Raw genomic sequence first — 16,773 nt, forward strand, 5'->3', positions numbered from 1 at the left:
TACCCAAAGGCTGGGCTGATCGTCCGGCTTCATCCACAAATCCGCGGAGACAAATCAGATGAAAATGACCACCGAAGAGGCCTTTGTAAAAGTTCTGCAGATGCACGGGATCGAGCATGCGTTTGGGATCATCGGTTCAGCGATGATGCCGATCTCGGATATTTTTGGAAAAGCTGGCATTACATTCTGGGATTGCGCACACGAAGGCTCGGGCGGGATGATGGCTGACGGGTACACACGCGCCACCGGCAAAATGTCGATGATGATCGCGCAGAACGGACCGGGGATCACCAACTTTGTTACTGCCGTCAAAACCGCCTACTGGAACCACACCCCGCTGCTGCTTGTGACCCCTCAGGCCGCAAACAAGACCATGGGTCAGGGCGGTTTCCAAGAGATGGAACAAATGCGCATGTTCGCGGACTGCGTCTGCTACCAGGAAGAAGTACGCGACCCTTCGCGGATGGCCGAAGTTCTGAGCCGCGTTATCACCAAGGCCAAGCGCGCCTCGGCACCGGCACAGATCAATGTTCCACGTGATTTCTTCACTCAGGTTGTCGATATCGAACTGCCTGCCGTAGTTGAATTTGAACTGCCTTCTGGCGGCGCATCAGCCGTTACCGAAGCCGCCGCGCTGCTGTCGGATGCCAAGAACCCTGTCATCCTGAACGGAGCGGGCACGGTTCTGTCTGCGGGCGGCATCGAAGCCTCGAAAGCACTGGCCGAGCGTCTGGACGCCCCGGTTTGTGTTGGCTACCAGCACAATGACGCCTTCCCGGGCTCGCACCCGCTGTTTGCTGGCCCGCTGGGTTACAATGGCTCGAAAGCCGGTATGGAGCTGATAAAAGAAGCAGACGTGGTTCTGTGTCTCGGCACTCGCCTGAACCCGTTCTCGACTCTTCCTGGCTATGGTATGGAATACTGGCCGGCTAATGCAAAGATCATTCAGGTTGACATTAATCCCGACCGCATTGGCCTGACCAAGAAGGTATCTGTCGGTATTGTTGGCGACGCAGCCACCGTTGCAACCAATATCCTGGCACAGCTGTCGGACACCGCAGGTGACGAAGGACGCGATGCACGCAAAGCGAAGATTGCGGAAACCAAGTCACGCTGGGCGCAGGAATTGACTTCGATGGACCACGAGCAGGACGATCCGGGCACAACCTGGAACGAACGCGCCCGAGCAGCCAAGCCCGACTGGATGAGCCCGCGCATGGCGTGGCGCGCCATTCAGGCAGCCCTGCCGAAAGAGGCGATCATCTCGTCCGACATCGGCAATAACTGTGCCATCGGCAACGCCTACCCATCCTTTGAAGCGGGCCGCAAATATCTGGCCCCCGGGCTGTTCGGCCCCTGTGGATACGGATTGCCATCTGTCATGGGTGCCAAGATCGGTTGCCCGGATGTGCCTGTCGTTGGGTTCTCGGGTGACGGCGCCTTTGGTATTGCTGTAACCGAACTGACCGCAATCGGCCGCGATGAATGGCCCGCAGTCACCCAGATCGTTTTCCGCAACTATCAGTGGGGTGCGGAAAAGCGCAACTCGACCCTGTGGTTCGACGACAACTTTGTCGGAACCGAACTGGACACCAAAGTGTCCTATGCCGGTATCGCTCAGGCCTGTGGCCTGAAAGGTGTCGTGGCCCGCACACAGGACGAGCTGACTGCAGCCCTGAATCAGGCCATTGAGGATCAGAAGAATGGGATCACCACGCTGATCGAAGCCATGATCAACCAGGAACTGGGCGAGCCGTTCCGTCGGGACGCAATGAAGAAACCGGTCGCGGTGGCAGGCATCAGCAATGACGACATGGAACCGCAGGCCGGGGTATAATCCGCGTGAAACCGCTGCGCGCCATTCTCGGGACGGCCAGCGCGTCGGACAAGATCATCGCCCTGTCAGAGGGCGATGATCCCCGCGTCGTGGAAGGTGCGGTCAGGGCCGTAAAAGAGGACGTTGCACGGATCATCCTGATCGGCGACGGGGCCAAAATTTCGGCCCTTCTGGATGCGCATGAAGGATTTGATCCCACTCGGATAGACATTCTTGACCCGGCGCATTCCTCAATCACCCCGGAACTGGCTGAAGCGCTGTTTAATCGCCGCAAGCACAAGGGCATGACCCTTGAAGAGGCAGGGCAACAGATCACCAACAGGCTGACCTTTGCCGCCATGCTGGTGCATCAGGGTATCGCTGACGGCACCGTGGGCGGAGCGGTTGAAACCACCTCTGACACAGTTCGCGCGGCGTTGCAGATCATCGGAACAGCGCCGGGTACAACAATGGTATCCAGCTTTTTTCTCATGCTGTTCTGTCAGGATCATCACGAGGTCAAAGGCGCGCGCATCTTTGCCGATTGTGGCCTGGTGGTGGATCCAAACGCCGAAGAAATGGCGGAAATTGCCCGCGCATCAGCCGCATCCTATTCAGCTTTGACTGGAAACACGGCGCGTGTGGCGATGCTGTCTTTTTCCACCTCGGGAAGCGCCGAACACCCAAAAGTATCCAAGGTCGTCGAGGCAACCCGGATCGCACGTGAAAAAGATCCGAACCTTCTGATCGACGGAGAGCTGCAGTTCGATGCCGCCTTTGTCCCCGAGGTTGCGGCGCAAAAGGCGACGGATTCGCCACTGAAGGGCGAAGCGAATGTCTTTGTCTTCCCCAGCCTGAATGCGGGCAATCTAGGCTATAAGATCGCACAGCGCATCGGAGGGGTTGAGGCAATCGGGCCAGTCCTACAAGGCCTGGCCAAGCCGGCAAATGATCTATCGCGCGGCTGTACGGCAGAGGACATCCTTCACATGATCGCCGTGACTGCTGTTCAAGCGCAACATGGCGAAAACGGAATATAGGTCTCGACAAGTCCGTGAAAAACAAATTTTATTCCGGTTCCCGGCAATACTCGGGGGAATACCGGTCTGCAAACTACAGGGGCGCCTATGAACCAGCCAGTGATTGACACCTCGCCCAAAGTCTCGGACGAGATCCGGCAGACCACCTGTTACATGTGCGCCTGCCGCTGTGGCATCAACGTTCACATGAAAGACGGCAAGGTCGCCTATATCGAGGGCAACCGAGACCACCCGGTGAACAAAGGCGTTCTGTGCGCCAAAGGGTCCGCGGGCATTATGCAGGTCAACGCGCCGTCGCGCTTACGCAAACCGCTGCGCCGTGTCGGCCCGCGCGGATCGGGCGAGTTCCGCGAGATCGAATGGGACGAGGCAATCAGCACCGCCGTCGGCTGGATGAACGAGTTGCACGAAACCGCACCGCACAAGCTGGCCTTCTTTACCGGACGCGACCAAAGCCAAAGCTTCACCAGCTTCTGGGCACAGAATTTTGGAACCCCAAACTATGCCGCCCATGGCGGGTTCTGTTCCGTCAACATGGCAGCAGGCGGCATCTATACGATGGGCGGTGCGTTTTGGGAGTTTGGCCAGCCCGACTGGGACCACACCAAACTGTTCATGCTGTTCGGCGTGGCCGAAGACCACGACAGCAACCCGATCAAGATGGGGATCGGCAAGATCAAGGCACGCGGCGCACGGGTGATCGGTGTGAACCCGATCCGATCAGGCTATAACGCTGTGGCCGATGACTGGGTCGGGATCACCCCCGGCACCGATGGGTTATTCATCCTATCGCTGATCCATGTGTTGATGAAGGCGGGCAAGATCGACCTGGATTACCTCAGCCGTTATACCAACGCGCCTGTTCTGGTGAACGCATCCGAAGGCCCCGAGAAGGGTCTGTTCTTGCGCGATAGTGACGGCAAACCGCTGGTGATCGACCGGGCCACAGGCGAACTCACTGCGTTCGACAAGCCGGGCGTACGCCCGGACTTGTCGGCTACTTACGAAAAGGACGGCGTCACCCATCGCCCGGTTTTCCACCTGATGGCCGAGAAATACCTAAGCGACGAGCACGCCCCTGAGGCCGTGACTGACCGCTGTGGCATCCCGGCCAGTCGCATTCGCGCCATCGCGGCGGAAATCGCCCGCGTCGCCTTTGACGAGGCGATCGAGCTGGATCAGGAATGGACCGATTTCCGCGGCGAAACCCATGCTAAGATGATCGGTCGCCCGGTCAGCTTCCACGCCATGCGTGGCATCTCGGCCCATGCCAACGGGTTCCAGACCTGCCGCGCGCTGCACGTGCTGCAAATCATCCTCGGCACGGTCGAAGTTCCGGGCGGTTTCCGCTTCAAACCGCCCTATCCCAAGCCAGTCGAGGCGCACCCAACCCCGCATGGCGACCGCCGCCCCGGCAGACCCCTGGAAGGCCCGCATCTAGGCTTCCCCCGCGGGCCCGAAGACCTGTTGCTGGACGACTGCGGCACTCCCCAACGGATCGACAAAGCATTCACATGGGAAAACCCGATGTCAGCCCATGGGCTGATGCATATGGTAATCTCAAACGCCGCCGCCGGTGATCCCTACAAGATCGACACGCTGTTCATGTATATGGCGAATATGTCGTGGAACTCCTCCATGAACACCAAAGGTGTGATGGAGATGCTGACCGCCAAGACCGAAGACGGCAAATATGTCATCCCAAACATCATCTATTCCGATGCCTATTCCTCGGAAATGGTGGCCTATGCCGACTTGATCCTGCCCGACACCACCTATCTTGAACGGCACGACTGTATCTCGCTGCTCGACCGCCCGATCTGCGAGGCAGACGCCGCCGCCGACGCAATCCGCTGGCCGGTGATCGAGCCCGACCGCGACGTGCGGGGCTTTCAGTCGGTGCTGGTGGAACTGGCCAACCGCATGAGCTTGCCAGGCTTTACCAACGAAGACGGTACGCCGAAGTGGAAAGACTACGCTGATTATATCGTTAACCATCAGCGAAAGCCCGGTATCGGCCCGCTGGCCGGGTTTCGAGGCGAAAATGGCGACAAGGAAGGTCGTGGCGAGGTCAACCCCGACCAGCTAAATCGCTACATCGAAAATGGCGGCTTCTACGTCGCGCATATCCCCGAAGGGGCGGATTACTACAAACCCTGGAACGCTGCCTATCAGGATTGGGCCGTGGGCATGGGAATCTACGACAGCCCGCAACCCTATCTGTTCCAGCTCTATTCAGAACCGATGCGCAAGTTCCAGCTGGCCGCCGAAGGCCACGGGGACCGGCAACCGCCGGAAAATCTGCGCCAGCGCCTCAAGGACACCATGGACCCGCTGCCGATCTGGTACGAAACCGATCAGCAGGGCAATGAAGGTTTCACAATCAATGCCCTGACTCAGCGCCCGATGGCGATGTATCACTCATGGGGCACCCAAAACGCCTGGCTGCGCCAGTTACACGGGCGCAACCCGCTTTATGTGCCAACCAAACTGATGCGCGAACACGGGATGCAGGACGGCGACTGGGCCAAAGTCACGTCTCCGCACGGGGAAATTACTGTTCCGGTCATGGAGATGGCCGCGCTGAATGAAAATACTGTCTGGACTTGGAATGCCATCGGCAAACGCAAAGGTGCTTGGGCCCTGCAGGAAGACGCACCAGAGGCCACCAAAGGCTTTTTGCTGAACCACCTGATCCACGAACTGCTGCCGTCAAAAGGCGATGGAATGCGTTGGGCCAATTCTGATCCGATTACAGGTCAAGCGGCTTGGTTCGACCTGAAGGTCAGGATCGAAAAGGCAGCGCCACCTTCGGATGCAGAAAGCCAGCCCGAATTCAAACCGATCAAATCACCGGTCGGCACCGGACCAAAAGATCTGGCGTGGAAGGTAGGAAAATGACCCAGCTCCCCCAATCCACAGACAAGAAAATGGGTCTGGTCATCGACCTGGACACCTGTGTCGGCTGCCATGCCTGTGTGATATCCTGCAAAGGCTGGAACACCGAAAACTACGGGGCGCCCCTGTCGGATCAGGACGCTTATGGCGGCAACCCGTCCGGCACCTTCCTGAACCGCGTACATTCCTACGAGGTCCAACCCGAACAGGGTCACGCCCAGCTGATCCACTTCCCCAAATCCTGCCTCCATTGCGAGGACGCGCCCTGCGTCACCGTCTGCCCCACCGGGGCCAGCTATAAGCGGGTCGAGGACGGTATCGTATTGGTCAATGAAAGCGACTGTATCGGCTGCGGGCTTTGCGCCTGGTCCTGCCCTTACGGCGCGCGTGAGATGGATATGGCCGAGGGCGTGATGAAGAAATGCACCCTCTGCGTGGATCGCATCTATAACGAGAACATACCCGAAGTGGACCGCGTGCCATCCTGTGTGCGGACCTGCCCCGCCGGAGCCCGCCATTTCGGTGATCTGGGCGACGCAGATAGCGATGTCAGCAAATTGGTCGCCGAACGTGGTGGCATGGATCTGATGCCTGAAATGGGCACCAAGCCCGTCAACAAATACCTGCCACCTCGCCCTAAAGATCAGATCGAGGACCAGATCGACATTCTCGCGCCCCTTCTGGCCCCGGTTGCCGAAGAAACCAAGGGTTTTCTCGGCTGGCTCGACAAGACACTGGAGAAGCTCTGATGCATCCGGCCCCATCCGTCATTATCTTCACCACCTTGTCCGGTCTGGGCTTTGGGCTGCTGTTTTTTCTGGGCCTTGGGATGCCGGATGTCACCGGGTGGGTGGCCTTCGTATTCTATGCCATGGCCTTTGGCCTGTCGGTGGGTGGGCTGATGGCCTCGACCTTTCACCTGGGCCATCCTGAACGTGCGTGGAAAGCATTCACCCAATGGCGGTCAAGCTGGCTCAGCCGTGAGGGTTGGTGCGCAGTGATCGCCTTGATTCTTATGGGCCTCTACGCGCTGGGCGCTGTCATCTTTGGTCAGCGTTGGGGTGTTCTGGGCGTCCTTGGCGCGTTGTTTTCGCTGGCAACAGTTTTCACCACCTCAATGATCTACACCCAGCTCAAGACAATCCCACGTTGGAACATGAAACTGACACCAATCATGTTTCTGAGCTTCAGCCTTGCCGGTGGCTCGCTTCTGGCCGGTCAGGTCAGCCTTGCCGTCCCTCTGTTGGTGGTCGCTGCCGTTGCGCAGACATTTTACTGGTGGCAAGGGGATAAGGCATTTGCGAACTCAGGAACAAACCTTGGCACCGCTACGGGTTTGGGGCAGCGCGGGGCAGTGCGTGCGTTTGAGCCTCCACATACAGGTACAAACTATCTTCTGCGCGAATTTGTCCACGTGGTTGGCAGGAAACATGCGGACAAATTGCGGGTCATCTCGTTTGTGCTGGCCTTCCTATTGCCGGTCATCCTGCTGATCCTGCCGTTCAACCACTTCTTCGCTCTTCTGGCTGCGCTGTCGCATGTGGCAGGCGTTGCAGTTTCGCGCTGGCTGTTTTTTGCGCAGGCCGAGCATGTCGTGGGTTTGTATTACGGCAAACGGTAAAGAAGGGGGCCAGCCCCCTTCTTGGCCCTAACAGGCCAATTCATCCCCCGAGGTATTTTTGGCCAGATGAAGATCGGATCAGGCCAAGAACACCCCTGGTTACAGCAGACCTGCGTGGTTCATGGCTGCGTCGATGGCTGTTTTGGTGCTGTCGTCCAACGTGGTCAGGGGCGAGCGAACTTCTTCGCTGCATAGGCCCAGCTTGCTGAGGGCGTATTTGGCCCCGACCAGACCGGGTTCGATAAAGATCGCCTCATGCAGAGGCATCAGGCGGTCCTGATAAGTCAGCGCTTTGGCATAATCCCCCTGCAGGGTGGCCTGCTGGAATTCGGCACATAGCTTGGGCGCAACATTCGCCGTGACCGAGATACAGCCCACACCACCATGCGCATTGAAACCCAGCGCCGTGGCGTCTTCGCCCGACAGTTGGCAAAACTCAGGCCCGCAAGAGGCGCGCTGTTGGCTGACACGCCCCAAATCTCCGGTTGCGTCTTTAACCCCAACGATCCTTGGCAACTCGGCCAGCTCACCCATCGTCTGGGGAGTCATGTCGATGACGGAACGGCCTGGAATGTTGTAGATGATGATCGGAATATCGGCACAATCATGTAGGGTGCGGAAATGCTGAATTAGGCCCTTCTGGGTCGGCTTGTTGTAATACGGGGTCACCACCAGAGCGGCATTCGCGCCGACTTGCTGCGCAAATTGAACGAATCGGATCGCCTCGACCGTGTTGTTCGAGCCCGCACCAGCGATCACCGGGACACGACCGGCTGCGGCATTGACAACTTCTGCCACCACCGTTTCGTGTTCTTCATGGCTTAGGGTTGGGCTTTCACCGGTGGTCCCCACCGGCACCAAACCGGTCGAGCCTTCCTGAATTTGCCATTCCACCAAACGTTTGAGCGTGCCCAGATCCAACTCGCCATTCGAAAACGGGGTAACGAGGGCTGGCATCGAGCCTTTGAACATGACACGCTCCTTGCTGTGCGGTTAGCAATTTTTGCGCCTTGGGCAATCACATTCCTAGCAATGTGTGTTGATCCCGCCGGCGCAAGGTTTATCCTAAATGGCTCTATCCTTGGTTGGTTGGGAAATGCAAGGCATGACACGCGTTCTGGCGCTTTTGACAGCGGTGATTCTGGCATCCTTCGGGCCGGCCCAAGCCGACTCGGTGGGCGATCTGCGCGCTGGCATGTATGAAATGCGAAAGGGCGATTGGAACGCAGCGCTGCAAGAGGCAGGCCCGCGCGGATCTGTGTCACGTGACATCATCGTATGGCATTGGCTGCGCGAGGGGTTCGGAAGCTCGGGCGATGTGCTGGTATTTCTGAACCGCAGGCCGGATTGGCCGGGGCTGGCATGGTTACGGCGCGAAAGCGAACCCGCCTTTACTGGGGCTGACCCGGACCGGGTGTTGAAATTCTACGCCGGCACTGCCCCACAAACGGCGGAAGGGGCGCTGAATTTGGCCGTGGCGCTGAAGGCTAAGGGACGGCAGGGTGATGCGCAGGCGGATATCGTCACCGCCTGGCGTACGATGCCGATGGGATCGGGCCTGCAGAAAGACTATATCGAGAACTTCGCGACATTGCTGAATCCCCACCACGCGGCGCGACTAGACCGGATGCTGTGGGATGGTCATCTGATCAGCGCAGGACAAATGCTGCCATTGGTGAATGAGGATCAGCGCAAGCTGGCCGAGGCGCGGATTGCATTGCAAAAGCGTGCGCCGGGTGTTGATGCCAAAGTAGGGGCGGTTCCCGAATCCGTGGCCGGATCGGCGGGGCTTGCCTTTGACCGCTTTGTCTGGCGAGACAAAAAGGAACTGGATGACAGTGCGATTGACCTGATGCTAGCGCGGTCATCCAGCCCGGATGCTCTGGGCGAGCCAGGCAAATGGGCCGAGGGCCGTCGCCGACTGGCACGGCTTGAGATGCGCAACGGTGATATGAGCCGCGCATACAAGATTGCCTCTAGTCACCATATGACGCCGGACATGGGCTATGCCTATGCCGATCTTGAATGGCTTTCCGGATTCCTTGCCCTGCGTCGGTTGAATGATCCGGCAACGGCTGTGCGGCATTTCCAGAACTTCTCGGGCGCGGTGCAGTCACCGATTTCCAAGGGACGCGGCGGGTATTGGCTGGGTCGGGCCTATGCCGCGCAGGGGGATGCGGAAAAGGCTTATGAGGCCTATGCCATGGGTGCTGATCACCAGACCTCGTTCTACGGGCTTCTTGCCGCCGAACGGATAGGGCGCCCTTTCGACAGCGATCTGGCAAACCCGCGAAGGGCACCGCACTGGAAACAAGCGGAATTTGCCGATTCCAGCGTTCTGGAAGCGGGGCTATTGCTGTTGCGCGCAGGTGAGGCAAACCTATCCGAGCGGTTCCTGACCCATCTGGTTGAGGGGCTCGACCCCGTTCAGGCAAGCCAACTGGGCGATCTGGTCATCGAACTGAACGAACCACATCTGGCGGTGATGATCGCCAAGCGCGCCGCGACCACCGGCGTTGTCCTGCCCGCCGCGTATTACCCGGTTCATCCCGTGGCAGATCTGGGCCTGCCCATGGCCAAAGAAATGACGCTAGCAATCGCCCGGCGCGAAAGCGAGTTTGACCCGGTTGTCATCAGCGGCGCGGGCGCGCGCGGGCTTATGCAGGTGATGCCCGCGACGGCAAAAGTTGTGGCCCGGAACATGGGCATTCTAAGCAGCCACCAAACCGGAAAACTGACTTCGGACTGGCGATATAACGCCAAATTGGGGGCGAATTACCTGTCCGAGCTGGCAGCAGAATTCAACGGCAATGTGGTGATGATGGCTGCGGGGTATAATGCCGGGCCGGGCAGGCCGATCTCGTGGATGAAACGCAATGGCGACCCGCGCCGGGGTGAGGCCGATATCGTCGACTGGATCGAATTCATACCCTTTAGCGAGACCCGCAACTATGTCATGCGCGTCGCCGAAAGCCTGCCTGTGTATCGCGCACGGTTGGGGCAGCAGGCGTTGCCGGTGCCATTTTCCGAAGAACTGATCGGGTCAACTCTGGCGTCGTTCGCGCCATAAGGTGAACAGTCCGGCGGCAATAACCAATGTGGCCCCTGCAACAACCGCGGGTCGCAAGCTTTCACCAAAGACCGAGATTCCCAGAATGGCGCTCCACATCAGGTGAAAATAGGCAAAGGGCTGCACGGCGCTGGCCTCGGCCATTTCGTAGCACTTAATCAACAACCAATGTCCCAGAACTCCGGTCAGGCAGAGCAGGCCCATCCAAAGCCAGTCACCGCCCTGCATAGGCTCCCAAAACCACACGCCCACGGCCGTCATGGCAACCGCCCCGGCGATGCCGGTCCAGAAAAAACTGGTGGCGGTAGTGTCGCGCCGCGCCGCATAGCGGGTCAGCAGGCCATAGACGGCAAACATCAGGGCCGAGATCAACGGGATCACCGCCCACGGATTGAACACTCCCACCCCGGGCTGCAAAATGATCAGAACACCAATACATCCCACGCCGATGGCTGACCACCGACGCCAGCCGACCTTCTCGCCCAGAACGGGTCCGCTGAGCGCCGCCACCAGCAGCGGATAGCAGATGAAAACGGCCTGGCTTTCAATCAGGCCCAGGATGGTAAAGGCATAAACCGCGACGCAGATCTCTCCGGCCAGAAGCACCCCGCGCAGGATCTGCAGCCCAAGCTGGTTGGTGCGGGCCGTGGCCGCGATACTGCCGGGTGCGCGCAGCGCCTGAGCGACGACAAACGCAGCGAAGAACCAATAGCGGATCATCACGACCATATAGGTGTTATAAGTCCCGGCCAGATGGCGCGAGATACCGTCCTGCAGCGCAAACACCACGGTAGCCGCGATCATCAGCGCGATACCGGCGCGGGTGTTGTTCTGTTGGGTCATGGCTTGACCGCCCGAGTCATGTGGCGCTTGCGCCCATAGCCCGGTGCGCGGGTGACGGTGAACCCTGCGTCCTCGAGCCCGCGCCGGACGAACCCGGCGGCGGTATAGGTGGCCGCAGAGCCATTGGGCGCCGTGTGATCGGATACCTGCTGCATCAGCTCTGCGCCCCAAAGTTCGGGGTTCTTGGCCGGAGAGAACCCGTCCAGAAACCAGGCATCGGCCTGCCCCGACCATGCGGACAAGGTGGACCGCGCGTCGCCCTCGATAACCTCAAGCTGCAGGGTGCCCAGATCGCAGGTACCGCCCTGCCATTGGGACAGGAACCGGTCGGCCCAAGGGGACAACTCAGGAAAGGCGGCCAGAGCACGCGTCATGTCGTCTGGCGCCATTGGATAGGCTTCGAAACTGGTGAATGTCAGCGGGGTCGTTTGGCCAGCCTTTTCCCATTCGGACCAGACAGTCAGCAAGTTCAGGCCGGTGCCAAAACCAAGCTCGGCAATATGAAACCCCGGCGCAAACCGCCCGGGCAGGTCATTGCCCGCCAAAAACACATGCCGCGTCTCCTCCAGCCCGTTCTGCAACGAGAAATAGGGGTCGTCGAAACGGTCTGAGACAGGTATCTGCCCGTCTTTCCAGGTCAGTTCGGCGCGCTGGTCTGCCATCGGGGAATCCTGTAGCTAAGCGGCGCGACACTGAACAAGGAAAAGGGGAATGGCAATGGTCGATGTGACGGTGCGAGGCGCAGGCATTTTTGGCCTTTCGATCGCCTGGGCCTGCGCTAGACGCGGCGCAAAAGTTCAGGTCATAGATCCTTTTGGCCCCGGTGCCGGGTCCAGCGGCGGTCTGGTCGGGGCTTTGGCCCCGCATGTGCCCGAGAACTGGAATGCCAAGAAAGCTTTTCAATTCGAAAGCCTGATCATGGCCGAACCCTTCTGGAAACAGGTTGAGGCGACCGGAGGCGTCTCAGCCGGATATGCCCGGTTGGGTAGGCTGCAGCCCATCGCAGATAGCCGCACGCTGGATCTGGCCCATGCACGTACGGTCACCGCCGCAGAGCTATGGCAGGGGCGGGCCGAATGGCGCGTTGTTGCAATGGATGAGGTCGGGTCGTGGTGTCCTCCCAGCCCTACCGGCTTTGTGATCCACGACACGCTTAGCGCCCGGATGCACCCAAGGCGGGCATGTTCTGCACTGGTTTCGGCGCTGGCGGTGATGGGGGTTGAGGTCAAAACCGATGCGGCCAATCAAGGGCATATCATTCACGCCACCGGGCTTTCCGGCCTGCTAGAACTGAACGACGCCTTTGGCAAAACGGTCGGCAATGGCGTCAAGGGACAGGCGGCTTTGCTGCGGTTCGATGCCGGGGACGTCTCCCAGCTGTTTGCAGATGCCGTTCACATTGTCCCGCATGCAGATGGTACATTGGCCATCGGATCAACCTCGGAACGGGATTATGACAATCCGACCAGCACCGATGCGGCGCTGGATGATGTCCTGGACCGGGCCACACGGGCGGTTCCGGTCCTGCACGGTGCCGAAGTGATCGAACGCTGGGCCGGGATCCGACCCCGCAGCAAAAGCCGTGCGCCGATGTTGGGTGCACATCCGCTGTACGCCGGAGAATTCATCGCCAATGGAGGGTTCAAGATCGGATTTGGTATGGCGCCCAAAGTGGCAGAAGTCATGGCCGAACTGGTGCTTGAAGGGCGCGATGAAATCCCCGCAGATTTTCAACCCGAGGCTTCTTTGTGACCTCCCTCGACGACACCCCAGTTCGCCTGCAACCGGACGATCCGATATTGCCACAGGTGTTACGCCTGATCCGCCACAGCTTTGCATTCATGGAGGGGCGTATAGACCCGCCCTCGTCAATGCATCGCCTGACCGAGGAAACGCTTAGGCAACAGGCCCGCGACCACGAGGTTTGGATCATAGGCAATCGCCCGGATGCGGTCGTCTTTTTGACACCCAAACAGGACTGTCTGTATCTGAGCAAACTGGCTGTGGACGAAACCCGACGTGGTCAGGGGCTGGCACAGCGTCTGGTCGATCTGGCATCCGCGCGGGCGGTTGAAATAGGTTTTGCGACGCTGGAACTGAAGGCACGGGTCGAATTGGTCGAAAACCATGCCTCCTTTGCCCGGATGGGCTTTGTCAAAACGGCGGAAACGGCGCACCCCGGGTTCACCCGGGCGACCTCGATTACCATGCAGAAACATTTAGGCTGAGGCTTCGGCAATCATACATTGGCGCCCGTCTGCCGCACGCACCCACAGGGTATTGCCCCTCCGGCACAGGCTCGCAGTTTCGAAATGCATCAATGCCGAGGTTGCGCGGAAAGAAAACTGCGCCAATGGGCCCATCACATCTTCCGCAAACAACATCAGGTGCTGCGCCAAAAGCGGGCCATGCACGACCAGCCCGGCATATCCTTCGACATCACGGGCATAGTCGATGTCATAGTGAATGCGGTGTCCGTTAAATGTCAGGGCCGAGTAGCGAAACAGCATTGTGCTGTCGAAGGACAGCTCGCGATGTTCGGTTTCATCCTGCCTGGCCAGTGGTGCCGGAGGGGTGGCCGTATCTGCCGAGGGGTCTTGGCGGTAAACCAGATCCTGCCATTCGGTCAGGCGCAGCGCACCGCTCTGCCAAACCTCGTGGCGCAACGTGACAAAGCCCAAGGGGCCGGTGCGTCCCGATTTCGAACTCGAACTTTCACATAGCGATCGCCGTTCGGCTAACTGACCTGCTATCAGAGGCGCGAAAAACTCCAAGCGTCCGCCTGCCCACATTCTGCGGGGTAGGCCCATATCGGGGATCAGGCCCCCGACTTTGGGATGTCCGTCGCGCCCAAGTTGGCCGGGTGGCTGCGGAGTCCAGAAATACAGGTGATGAAAAAACGGCGGCAACGCAGTGCCGCCCCTCACAGTTGCCTGTTTCCCAAGCGCCACCTGCAACGCGCCAGCACGGGCTGCGTCCATCACATCTGTCTGAATTTCCATCGACATAGCGCAAGATTAGGCGGCCTGCCCCATACGGGCAAGCAAACCGGCAGTTTCAGAAACCGGCCTCTGACCGCAAGTTCTGCATCAAGGTCCGAAGGGCGTTTTCATAGCGTTCGTTAACCAGCTTGCCCTGCGCGTCGAATTCGTTCGAACTGTCGGCCAGATGAATTTCCGGCCCTTGCAAGATGCGCGTCTGGAACGGAACCATATAGCTGCGCAGTATCATCTGTGCACGTTCCCCGCCCGCACGACCCGCAGCGGCAGACATCACCGCAACCGGCTTGTTCGCCCAGGGCTTATCCTTGGTGCGACTTACCCAATCCAGCGCATTCTTCAACACGCCGGACGGCGCTTTGTTATATTCCGGCGTCGAAATGATCACCGCATCCGCACGGGCGATCTGACCGGCCAAAACCTGAACGCCCTTGGGGATGCCCTCGCCTTCTTCAAGATCGCCGTCATAGAGCGGCAAGTTCAGGTCAGCCTCGATATGGGTGCCCGGCTCAAACAGCCGCGCCGCCTCGCGAAGCAGTTTTCGGTTGGTGGCATTTTGGCGCAGCGAACCTGACAGGCTCAGAAGGATCGGTTCGGACATAAAGGTCTCCGTTCAGGCGTTTTCCAGAAGGTAGCTCCTGATCACCGCCAGCCAAAGCCCACTTGACGCGCAGTCAATGTGCAAAAACGGGCACCTTGACGGTGCCCGGTCACATCATGTGTTGCCGTTGGGGATGATTTCGATATCAACCCGACGATTCCGCGCCTTCCCTTCGGGTGTGAGATTCGAGGCCGCAGGTCGGTTCTCGCCCAAACCGATGGTGCTGATACGGGCCCCGTTCACACCATTGGCTTGCAGAACATCCGCCACGGACCTCGCCCGACGCTCAGATAGGGCCTGATTATAAGAGGCTTCGCCATCACTATCCGTATGGCCAATGACCTGAACGGCCGAGTTGGGATATCTCACCAAATTCTGACCCACCCGGACCAAATCAGAACGCAATGCAGGCCGCACGGTCGAGCTGTCGGTGTCAAAGGTGATGTCGTTGGGGACGGTAACAATCAGGCGGTCGCCTGCGTTGACGATTGTAATGCCGTCATTTGCCAGCTGCTGGCGCAACTCAGCCGCCTGACGGTCCAGTTGATTGCCGATAAGGCCGCCACCTGCTGCACCGATTGCTCCACCAGCCAGCGCACCCAAAAGCGGATCCGAGTCGTTCGCAATGGCCCCGACACCGGCACCAACCAACCCACCCAAAAGCGCACCCTGTTTGGTATTTTGGTTGGGGTCCGAGGGCAAGTTCAGCGTTCCGGGGTCGGTGCAGCCCGCCAAGAACAAGGCCGAGCAAAGCCCAGCAGAAACAACAAGCTTGGAAATCGTCATGATATCACCTTCTGCTCAGAGGCCCGTTTGCCGGGTCCCATTATTTGGCACAGTATATCGCGCTGCCCCCCCGCAGGCTCAAGCAACAATCAGGTGATATCGGCGAATACCCGCCGTTCAATGGGCCTCGGCAGGGGAACCCCATTGGTTCTGCTCCTGCCAGATCTCCCGCAGCGGCTGCCCTTGGCCGCAGAAATGATCGTCAACCATTTCGCAGGCCCAGACGCGATCGGTCCGAAAATGGCGAAAACCGTTGCGCAATTCGCACCACGCAACCAGCATCGTGCACTCGATATGATAGATCAGGGCAACCGGACGGACGACCCGTTCGGAGCGAACGTCTTGCGAGCTGACATATGTGAGGCGAAGCTTGCGCTCGCCCCGGATGGCTTCGCGGTAATTCACGACCGGGATACAGCCCTTGGCCGGATCATCAACCGGAGCCCCCCAAGGCGCGACCTGCAACCAGTCGGGACTTGCGCGCAGGCCTTCTATTTTCCGGCAAATGCGTTTGGCGGCCTCCTGCAGGGTACTGTCGCCGGTCCGTGCCAGCATTGACAGACCGACCCAAAGCGCCTCGACCTCTTCAGCGTCGAAGTTCAGTGGTGGCAAGTCATAGCCCCGCCGCATCAGATACCCGACGCCGGCTTCGCCCTCGATCGGTGTGCGTTGGGCCTGCAGTGCCGCGATGTCGCGATACACCGTGCGCACCGAGACTTCGAGCTTTTGCGCCAGCATCTCAGCGGTAACCGGAGCGTCGGCGGCACGCAGAATCTGGATGATTTCAAACAGGCGGGACGAACGGCGCATGGCAAACTCCGGTTTCTCTGCTGACACCTTAGCACACCCCCCTGACAACGCGCTGTCAGGAGTGATGCGGGATGCTGGTTCAACAATTCACAGGAGATTACTGATGCCCAGCCTCGACAATCACGTAATGATGACACTGCAACTGGGACGCTGGTCCCAGGACCATACCCTGCGCGCCTTTGAAATCGAACGCGAGATCATGGCCAGCCGCCAGCCCTGCGCCCCAAAGAAACGCACCAGACGGTTTTCGTTGGGCAATCTCAAGCTGCTTTGGACCAATCCCGCCTGA

Annotated in this window: 16 protein-coding genes; 9 read left to right on the forward strand and 7 right to left on the reverse strand. The window is 59.3% G+C overall.

Annotation, left to right across the window (positions count from 1 at the left end; genetic code table 11):
• The first annotated feature begins 58 nt into the window (after positions 1-58).
• The 5 genes from xsc (at position 59) to AC2FHW_RS09445 (ending at position 7,375) form a co-directional block, all read left to right on the forward strand.
• The gene (xsc, locus tag AC2FHW_RS09425; protein WP_142637005.1) at positions 59-1,837 is read left to right on the forward strand and encodes a sulfoacetaldehyde acetyltransferase; all 1,779 of its coding nucleotides are present in this window, start codon (positions 59-61) and stop codon (positions 1,835-1,837) included.
• Positions 1,838-1,842: 5 nt separating this feature from the next.
• On the forward strand, positions 1,843-2,856 hold the full coding sequence (pta, locus tag AC2FHW_RS09430; RefSeq protein WP_496710171.1) for a phosphate acetyltransferase: 1,014 nt from the start codon (positions 1,843-1,845) through the stop codon (positions 2,854-2,856).
• Between the two features lie 87 nt (positions 2,857-2,943).
• Positions 2,944-5,757 carry a molybdopterin oxidoreductase family protein gene (locus tag AC2FHW_RS09435; RefSeq protein WP_496752028.1) on the forward strand — a complete coding sequence of 938 codons (2,814 nt, stop codon included), beginning with the start codon at positions 2,944-2,946 and terminating at the stop codon, positions 5,755-5,757.
• Positions 5,754-6,503: a 4Fe-4S dicluster domain-containing protein gene (locus tag AC2FHW_RS09440; protein ID WP_496821826.1), complete on the forward strand. Its 750-nt coding sequence runs from the start codon at positions 5,754-5,756 to the stop codon at positions 6,501-6,503. The genes AC2FHW_RS09435 and AC2FHW_RS09440 overlap by 4 nt, the downstream gene beginning before the upstream one ends.
• On the forward strand, positions 6,503-7,375 hold the full coding sequence (locus AC2FHW_RS09445; protein ID WP_496821828.1) for a dimethyl sulfoxide reductase anchor subunit family protein: 873 nt from the start codon (positions 6,503-6,505) through the stop codon (positions 7,373-7,375). Before AC2FHW_RS09440 ends, AC2FHW_RS09445 begins: the two co-directional genes overlap by 1 nt.
• Before the next feature lie 99 nt (positions 7,376-7,474).
• Here the strand turns inward: AC2FHW_RS09445 and dapA are convergent, their stop codons facing one another.
• Positions 7,475-8,347 carry a 4-hydroxy-tetrahydrodipicolinate synthase gene (gene dapA / locus AC2FHW_RS09450; protein WP_271949723.1) on the reverse strand — a complete coding sequence of 291 codons (873 nt, stop codon included), beginning with the start codon at positions 8,345-8,347 and terminating at the stop codon, positions 7,475-7,477.
• A 133-nt stretch (positions 8,348-8,480) separates the two neighbouring features.
• On the opposite strand from dapA, the gene AC2FHW_RS09455 reads away from it, so the two are divergent.
• Entirely contained in the window at positions 8,481-10,445 is a 1,965-nt protein-coding gene (locus tag AC2FHW_RS09455) for a lytic transglycosylase domain-containing protein (RefSeq protein WP_496677871.1), read from the forward strand.
• Here AC2FHW_RS09455 and AC2FHW_RS09460 read toward each other — a convergent pair.
• Both AC2FHW_RS09460 and mnmC2 read right to left on the reverse strand, forming a co-directional pair.
• Positions 10,419-11,288: a DMT family transporter gene (locus AC2FHW_RS09460; protein WP_496677821.1), complete on the reverse strand. Its 870-nt coding sequence runs from the start codon at positions 11,286-11,288 to the stop codon at positions 10,419-10,421. The two genes, AC2FHW_RS09455 and AC2FHW_RS09460, sit on opposite strands and share 27 nt — an antisense overlap.
• Positions 11,285-11,950 (reverse strand): tRNA (5-methylaminomethyl-2-thiouridine)(34)-methyltransferase MnmC2, encoded by a 666-nt coding sequence (gene mnmC2, locus AC2FHW_RS09465; RefSeq protein ID WP_142637018.1) that lies wholly within the window; start codon positions 11,948-11,950, stop codon positions 11,285-11,287. Before mnmC2 ends, AC2FHW_RS09460 begins: the two co-directional genes overlap by 4 nt.
• Before the next feature lie 49 nt (positions 11,951-11,999).
• Here mnmC2 and AC2FHW_RS09470 point away from each other — a divergent pair, with 49 nt between their 5' ends.
• Together AC2FHW_RS09470 and AC2FHW_RS09475 are read left to right on the forward strand one after the other, a co-directional pair.
• The gene (locus tag AC2FHW_RS09470) at positions 12,000-13,040 is read left to right on the forward strand and encodes an NAD(P)/FAD-dependent oxidoreductase (RefSeq protein ID WP_142637020.1); all 1,041 of its coding nucleotides are present in this window, start codon (positions 12,000-12,002) and stop codon (positions 13,038-13,040) included.
• Positions 13,037-13,516: a GNAT family N-acetyltransferase gene (locus AC2FHW_RS09475; RefSeq protein ID WP_271949719.1), complete on the forward strand. Its 480-nt coding sequence runs from the start codon at positions 13,037-13,039 to the stop codon at positions 13,514-13,516. The genes AC2FHW_RS09470 and AC2FHW_RS09475 overlap by 4 nt, the downstream gene beginning before the upstream one ends.
• Here the strand turns inward: AC2FHW_RS09475 and AC2FHW_RS09480 are convergent.
• The 4 genes from AC2FHW_RS09480 to AC2FHW_RS09495 all read right to left on the reverse strand — a co-directional run bounded on the left by AC2FHW_RS09480 (position 13,508) and on the right by AC2FHW_RS09495 (position 16,484).
• Positions 13,508-14,296, reverse strand: coding sequence for an HTD2 family dehydratase (locus AC2FHW_RS09480; protein WP_271949717.1), 789 nt, complete (start codon positions 14,294-14,296; stop codon positions 13,508-13,510). The genes AC2FHW_RS09475 and AC2FHW_RS09480 overlap by 9 nt on opposite strands.
• A 49-nt stretch (positions 14,297-14,345) precedes the next feature.
• Positions 14,346-14,888, reverse strand: a complete 543-nt coding sequence (locus AC2FHW_RS09485; RefSeq protein WP_271949716.1) for an NADPH-dependent FMN reductase — start codon at positions 14,886-14,888, stop codon at positions 14,346-14,348.
• A 114-nt stretch (positions 14,889-15,002) separates the two neighbouring features.
• A complete protein-coding gene (locus tag AC2FHW_RS09490; RefSeq protein ID WP_142637036.1) occupies positions 15,003-15,674 on the reverse strand; it encodes a YiaD family glycine zipper/OmpA-like lipoprotein in 672 nt (223 codons plus the stop codon).
• Between the two features lie 117 nt (positions 15,675-15,791).
• Positions 15,792-16,484: a helix-turn-helix transcriptional regulator gene (locus AC2FHW_RS09495; RefSeq protein WP_142637038.1), complete on the reverse strand. Its 693-nt coding sequence runs from the start codon at positions 16,482-16,484 to the stop codon at positions 15,792-15,794.
• Positions 16,485-16,587: 103 nt separating this feature from the next.
• On the opposite strand from AC2FHW_RS09495, the gene AC2FHW_RS09500 reads away from it, so the two are divergent.
• Complete coding sequence (locus AC2FHW_RS09500; protein WP_142637040.1) at positions 16,588-16,773, forward strand: hypothetical protein; 186 nt, start codon at positions 16,588-16,590, stop codon at positions 16,771-16,773.

It is taken from the genome of Ruegeria sp. YTSA108 (assembly GCF_059610185.1).

Excerpts from the sequence above, each read along its gene's own strand:
- xsc (WP_142637005.1), top strand. The coding sequence starts at position 59 with ATGAAAATGACCACCGAAGAGGCCTTTGTAAAAGTTCTGCAGATGCAC.
- AC2FHW_RS09435 (WP_496752028.1), top strand. The coding sequence starts at position 2,944 with ATGAACCAGCCAGTGATTGACACCTCGCCCAAAGTCTCGGACGAGATC.
- AC2FHW_RS09440 (WP_496821826.1), top strand. The coding sequence starts at position 5,754 with ATGACCCAGCTCCCCCAATCCACAGACAAGAAAATGGGTCTGGTCATC.
- AC2FHW_RS09445 (WP_496821828.1), top strand. The coding sequence starts at position 6,503 with ATGCATCCGGCCCCATCCGTCATTATCTTCACCACCTTGTCCGGTCTG.
- dapA (WP_271949723.1), bottom strand. The coding sequence starts at position 8,347 with ATGTTCAAAGGCTCGATGCCAGCCCTCGTTACCCCGTTTTCGAATGGC.
- AC2FHW_RS09455 (WP_496677871.1), top strand. The coding sequence starts at position 8,481 with ATGACACGCGTTCTGGCGCTTTTGACAGCGGTGATTCTGGCATCCTTC.
- AC2FHW_RS09460 (WP_496677821.1), bottom strand. The coding sequence starts at position 11,288 with ATGACCCAACAGAACAACACCCGCGCCGGTATCGCGCTGATGATCGCG.
- mnmC2 (WP_142637018.1), bottom strand. The coding sequence starts at position 11,950 with ATGGCAGACCAGCGCGCCGAACTGACCTGGAAAGACGGGCAGATACCT.
- AC2FHW_RS09470 (WP_142637020.1), top strand. The coding sequence starts at position 12,000 with ATGGCAATGGTCGATGTGACGGTGCGAGGCGCAGGCATTTTTGGCCTT.
- AC2FHW_RS09480 (WP_271949717.1), bottom strand. The coding sequence starts at position 14,296 with ATGTCGATGGAAATTCAGACAGATGTGATGGACGCAGCCCGTGCTGGC.
- AC2FHW_RS09485 (WP_271949716.1), bottom strand. The coding sequence starts at position 14,888 with ATGTCCGAACCGATCCTTCTGAGCCTGTCAGGTTCGCTGCGCCAAAAT.
- AC2FHW_RS09490 (WP_142637036.1), bottom strand. The coding sequence starts at position 15,674 with ATGACGATTTCCAAGCTTGTTGTTTCTGCTGGGCTTTGCTCGGCCTTG.
- AC2FHW_RS09495 (WP_142637038.1), bottom strand. The coding sequence starts at position 16,484 with ATGCGCCGTTCGTCCCGCCTGTTTGAAATCATCCAGATTCTGCGTGCC.
- AC2FHW_RS09500 (WP_142637040.1), top strand. The coding sequence starts at position 16,588 with ATGCCCAGCCTCGACAATCACGTAATGATGACACTGCAACTGGGACGC.